At 60.4% G+C, this 4,205-nt stretch carries 3 protein-coding genes; all 3 read left to right on the top strand.

What is annotated here, in order from left to right; translation table 11 throughout:
- The first annotated feature begins 100 nt into the window (after nucleotides 1-100).
- Complete coding sequence (kdpC, locus tag VN887_10335; GenBank protein ID HXT40409.1) at nucleotides 101-682, top strand: K(+)-transporting ATPase subunit C; 582 nt, start codon at nucleotides 101-103, stop codon at nucleotides 680-682.
- Nucleotides 683-1,300: 618 nt separating this feature from the next.
- Nucleotides 1,301-3,976 (top strand): sensor histidine kinase KdpD, encoded by a 2,676-nt coding sequence (locus VN887_10340; GenBank protein ID HXT40410.1) that lies wholly within the window; start codon nucleotides 1,301-1,303, stop codon nucleotides 3,974-3,976.
- Nucleotides 3,973-4,205: response regulator (locus tag VN887_10345; GenBank protein HXT40411.1), on the top strand; the 233-nt coding region annotated here is incomplete at its 3' end. The genes VN887_10340 and VN887_10345, both read left to right, overlap by 4 nt.

The raw sequence follows: 4,205 nt of genomic DNA on the forward strand, positions 1-4,205 counted from the left end.
CGCAACCTGCTGATCTACGGCCTGGGTGGCGTCATCATTCCGTTTATCGGTATCAAGGCCATAGATGTCATCATCACCCATCTGAACCTCATTTAATCACATGAAAGAATTATTCTCTGAAATTCGCGGCGCGGTAATGTCCACACTGATCCTCGCCGTCGTCTGTTGTGGACTTTATCCATTGATTGTGTTTGGCATTGCGCAAGTCGCCTTTCACGATAAGGCCAATGGCAGTTTGATTGTGGAAAAGGATGGCACGGTGCGCGGCTCGGAATTGCTCTGCCAGGGATTCACCTCTGAAAAGTATTTTCACCCGCGTCCGTCTGCGGCGGGCAACGGCTACGATGCTGCCAATTCCAGCGGCAGCAACCTCGGCCCGACGTCGCAAAAGCTGAATGACGCAATCAAGGATCGGATCGCCGCCTACCGCACCGAGAACGGCTTGAAGGAAACGGACGCCGTTCCCGCCGACGCCGTGACCGGTTCAGGCAGCGGCCTCGACCCGCACATCAGCCTGCGCAACGCGGAATTGCAAACCGCCCGCGTCGCCAAAGCCCGGAATCTTGGCGAAGACAAAGTGCGCAAATTGATTCAGCAGAACACCGCCCCTCCCGATCTCGGTTTTCTCGGCGAGCCGGGCGTGAATGTGCTCAAACTCAACCTGGCCCTCGATAAGTTATGAACCAAGGGGCGATTTTATTCGTGCCGACCGGCGCGACGCAACGCTGTACGAACACTTCGCTGCCGTGCGAGTTGGCGAGGTCACGCCACAAACGAAAACCGCACGGGCCAAAATCGCTGACAACGACGAATTGCCATTGTGGACCTGGTTCCTCTCAAATCCGTGCCTGTAGTCTTTTGCTTTGGTGCTGATTCAAAGGGCTGAAAGCCCGACAGATGATAGCCCAGGGCAACGCCCTGGGCTGATTGTCCCTTATAATATCTCCCTCTCCTCCTCGAACGAGGAGAGGGCCGGGGTGAGGAGTCGAAAATCAAACCACGGTTAGCCCACGATGCCGACAAGCCCTCACCTAACCCTTAATCCTCCCCCCAAAGCGGGAGCGGAGAGGGAAATTTTTTGTGGGACGATTACCGAGGGTGGCCCCGAAAGTTTTCGGGACAACCGCTGGGCTAATTTCCGTAGCGCCTTCAGCGCATTTGAGTTCGTGGCAGTTCGTGAAATTCGTATCAAAGCTTCGGTTTCCGCCTTTGTCTGACTTCGTGCGACAAGTCAGCCCTGCCGCCTTACGCATGAACGTTTTAATGCTGAACTTGCGGCGGGATTCGTTAAGCTGAACGTGTGAGCGATGGCGACCGCCCCAATCCTGACGCGCTGTTGAGTTCGATCCAGCGCGAGGAAGCCGCCAAGAAACGCGGTCGGCTCAAGGTCTTCCTCGGCATGTCCCCCGGCGTGGGTAAGACCTACGCGATGCTCGAAGCCGCGCAACGCGAGTCGAAGTCGGGACGCGATGTCGTCGCAGGCTATGTCGAAACTCATGGACGGAAGGAAACCGACGCGCTCGCGCAAGGGTTGCCAACGATCCCTCGAAGGACCCTCGAGTATCGCAGTGTGGCGTTGCAGGAGTTCGATCTGGACGCCGCGCTCGCGCGCAAGCCGCAGCTCCTCCTCGTGGACGAACTCGCCCACACCAACGCTCCCGGTTCGCGCCATCCCAAACGCTGGCAGGACGTGCTCGAACTGCTCGACGCGGGCATTGACGTGTTCACCACGCTGAACGTTCAACACGTCGAGTCGCGCGCCGATACGGTTCGGCAGATCACCACGGCGACCATTTACGAGACGGTGCCGGACTCGGTGCTTGATGAAGCCGAGATCGAACTGGTTGATCTTCCACCGGACGACTTGTTGCAGCGTCTGCGCGACGGAAAAGTCTATGTGGAGGAACGCGCACAGGCCGCCGCGGCGAATTTCTTCCGTCCTGGCAATCTCACCGCGTTGCGCGAACTGGCCTTGCGGCTCGTGGCCGATCACGTCGCCGAAGAAACGCAGGAGTTTCACCGCGCTCAGGCCGCTGGCGGGCCATGGAAGACGGGCGTGCGATTGATGGTCGCGCTCAGTCCGAGTCCGCTGTCAGCGTCGCTGATTCGCTGGACGCGGCGTCTAGCCGACGGTCTGCAAGCGCCGTGGCTCGCCGTCTATGTGGAAACCTCGCGTCCGTTGAGCGAAACCGAACAATCACGACTGGCCCAAAACCTTGCGCTGGCCCGCGAACTCGGAGCAGAAGTCATCACCACGACGGACGAGGATGTTGTGCAGGGATTGCTGCACGCGGCGCGCGAACACAACGTCTCGCAAATCGTTTTCGGCAAACCGGGCGGCGCCGGCTGGCTGGAAGCGTGGCGCGGTCGTTCGGTGTTGCAACGGCTCGTGGACGCGAGCGGTGACATTGACGTGCTGGTGGTGCGCGCGGACAAACCGGAAACGCAAACGGCACCACGCCGGACACTCGTGCATTTCGAGTCGCAGGGAAAACAATACCTGGCCGCGCTGTGCGTTGTGGTCGCCGTGACACTTCTGGGTCTGGCGGTCCGGGGATTGATCGGTTACCAGGCGGTGGCGCTGGTTTATCTTTCGGCGGTGGTGGTGCTGGCAATGTTCGTGGGTCGCGGGCCGAATTTGTTCGCCGCAACGCTGACGGCGCTGTGCTGGAATTTTATGTTCGTGCCGCCGCTTTACGCGTTTCGCATCGAGGGCTTCCACGATACGATGATGTTCGCGATGTATTTTCTCGTGGCTCTGGCCTCGGGGCAAATGACCGCGCGGCTGCGTCTCCAGCAACGGGCCGAGCGGCAGCGCGAGCAGCGCGCGTCGGCCCTCTACCAACTGACGCGCGAACTGGCCAGCGCGACCGATTTCCCGCAAGTCCTGAGTGTGGCCATCCGGGAGGTGGGCGCGGCATTCGATGCTGACGCGGCCTTGCTGTTGCCCGACCCGGAGGCAAACGAGCAACTCACGCCCTATCCCGCCGGACTGTGGGTGCTCGATGAAAAGGAGGAAGCTGTCGCCGCGTGGGCGTTCCTACACGACAAACCCGCAGGTCGCTTCACCGACACATTGCGGCAGGCCACAGGACTTCATCTGCCGTTAAGTGCGGGCGGAAAACCTTCCGGTGTGATCGCGCTGCGATTCCATTCCGGCCAATCCCTGAGCGTGCAACAACGCAATTTGCTGGACAGCTTTGTCCGTCAGATTGCGCTGGTCACGGACCGCCAACGGCTGCGCGACGCGGAAACCAGCGCAAAGCTGCTGGCGCAATCCGAGCAGTTGGGCCGCACTCTCCTCAATTCCGTGTCGCATGAATTGCGCACGCCGATCGCGGCCATTTCGAGCGCGGCCAGCGGCCTGCGCGAGTCGGGCGCGCTTACATCCGCGCAAACGAATCTGGCGGCCGAAATCGAATCCGCCAGCGCGCGGCTGAACCGGCTCGTTCAAAGTTTGTTGAGCGCGGCCCGGATCCAATCCGGCCAGATCAAACCGGCGCTGGATTGGTGTGACGTGCCCGATCTGGTGCAGGTCGCGGTGCGCAGTGTTGAGAGTCTGCTGGCGGGTCATCCCGTCGAACTGCGGATCGCGCCGGAACTCCCGCTGATGAAACTGGATTACGTATTGATGGAACAGGTGCTGGCCAATCTGCTAGTCAACTCGGCAACCCACACTCGGTTTGGAACGCCCGTCGAGATCGGCGCACGTGTTGAAGATCGGGAATTGATTCTGGAAGTCGCGGATCGTGGACCGGGCCTTCCGCCGAACGAACTTGAGCGGGTGTTTGATCTGTTCCATCGGGCACCCGGCTCGAAGCCAGGGGGCACGGGTTTGGGGTTGGCCATTGTGAAAGGCTTTATCGAAGCACAGGGCGGTCGCGTACGGGCCGCAAACCGCGCCGGCAGCGGGGCGGTCATTTCAATCCGATTCCCCGTGCCTGACGCGCCGACGGTCCCGGAGGAAACAATGTGAACACCAGCGCGAAAGCGCCGCTCAACGCGCTTGTGGTTGACGACGAGCCGCAAATCCGGCGGTTACTGGCCGTTTCGCTGGAAGCCAACGGCTATCGCGTCACCACCGCGAACAACGGAAACGAAGGGATGGTGCTGGCGGCGCAGCACAGGCCTGATGTCATTATTCTCGATCTGGGTCTACCCGATTTGAGCGGCCTTGAAGTCTTAAAGCGATTGCGTGAGTGGAC

It is taken from the genome of Candidatus Angelobacter sp., from assembly GCA_035607015.1.
In the GTDB taxonomy this organism is placed as follows: Bacteria; Verrucomicrobiota; Verrucomicrobiia; order Limisphaerales; family AV2; genus AV2.

What these genes read in the sequence shown, in the direction of transcription:
- kdpC (HXT40409.1), top strand. Translation starts at nt 101, where the DNA reads ATGAAAGAATTATTCTCTGAAATTCGCGGCGCGGTAATGTCCACACTG.